The 969-nt window shown below is 73.6% G+C and carries 1 protein-coding gene and 1 pseudogene; both read right to left on the bottom strand.

Annotated features, from left to right (window positions below):
- On the bottom strand, positions 1–546 hold a 546-nt coding region (locus tag D180_RS18380), incomplete at its 3' end, for a dienelactone hydrolase family protein (protein WP_043091316.1).
- Positions 547–754: 208 nt separating this feature from the next.
- Positions 755–969: pseudogene (murD, locus tag D180_RS18375) on the bottom strand (UDP-N-acetylmuramoyl-L-alanine--D-glutamate ligase); the annotation flags it as partial.

Below are 969 nucleotides of genomic sequence, written 5' to 3'. Positions count from 1 at the left end.
TGCGGCTGCCGGTGCCGCCGTGGCCAGGCCACCGTGCAGGCTGACCACGCCGGCCAGCGGCGCACCGGCGCGGACCAGTTCCAGCACCGTGGTGCCGCCGAAGCAGAAGCCGACCGCGCCGATCCGGGCCGGATCCAGCGGCGCCTTGCCGGCCTGCGCCTTCAGCGCCGCCACCGCCGCCAACGCCCGCGCGCGCAGCGTGGCCGGATCCTTCTTCAACGCGCCGGCGAACTGCCCGGCCTCGGTATCGTTGGCCGGCCGCTTGCCCTTGCCGTAGACGTCGGCCACCAGCACCACGTAGTCGTCGCCGGCCAGGCGCTTGGCCTTCTCCACCGCGGAGTCGTTGACGCCGCGCCAGTTCGGCACCATCACCAGGCCGGGGCGCGTGTCGTGGTCGGCATCGTCGTAGACCAGCACGCCGCTGAAGGTGTCCTTGCCGACCTGCCACTCCACCGGCTTGGCCTGCATCGCCGCCCAGGCCGGCAGCGGCAGCGCCAAGGCCAGCCCGAGCAGACCGGCCCACCGCAGCATCGATCGTATGCGCATCGCCCTTCTCCCGTGGAAACCAGGCGGCAGTCTAGAACGTGCCATGCACGTCGAGGTGAGGGCGACGGCGGCCGGCGATGGCGATGGGACAAGGCGCACAGCGCCGTCGCATGGCGGCCCGGCGAATGCTTCCGGGCATGCTCTTTCCGCAGCACGCACGACGGACAGCGACATCAGCGCACCGCGTGCGCCGACGCCGCGCCGAGGCTCAGGCGATGCCCAGCCCCGGAATGGCGCTGATCGCATCGGGGTCGAACCCGGCCAGCGCGGCGAAATGGCGGCCGCGCGCCACGTAGTCGCGGTAGGCGCCGAAGCTGGGCGCACCGGGCGACAGCAGCACCACGCCGCCCTGCTCGCCCAGCGCCGCGCGTGCCAGCGCCACCGCTTCCGCCAGGTCGGCCGCGGCATGCAGGCCGAAGCCGG

It is taken from the genome of Xanthomonas sp. SHU 166 (assembly GCF_000364685.1).
Lineage (GTDB): Bacteria > Pseudomonadota > Gammaproteobacteria > Xanthomonadales > Xanthomonadaceae > Xanthomonas_A > Xanthomonas_A sontii.
Note: the sequence above shows the minus strand (reverse complement) of the source record. Positions and strands in the feature narration are given on the sequence as shown.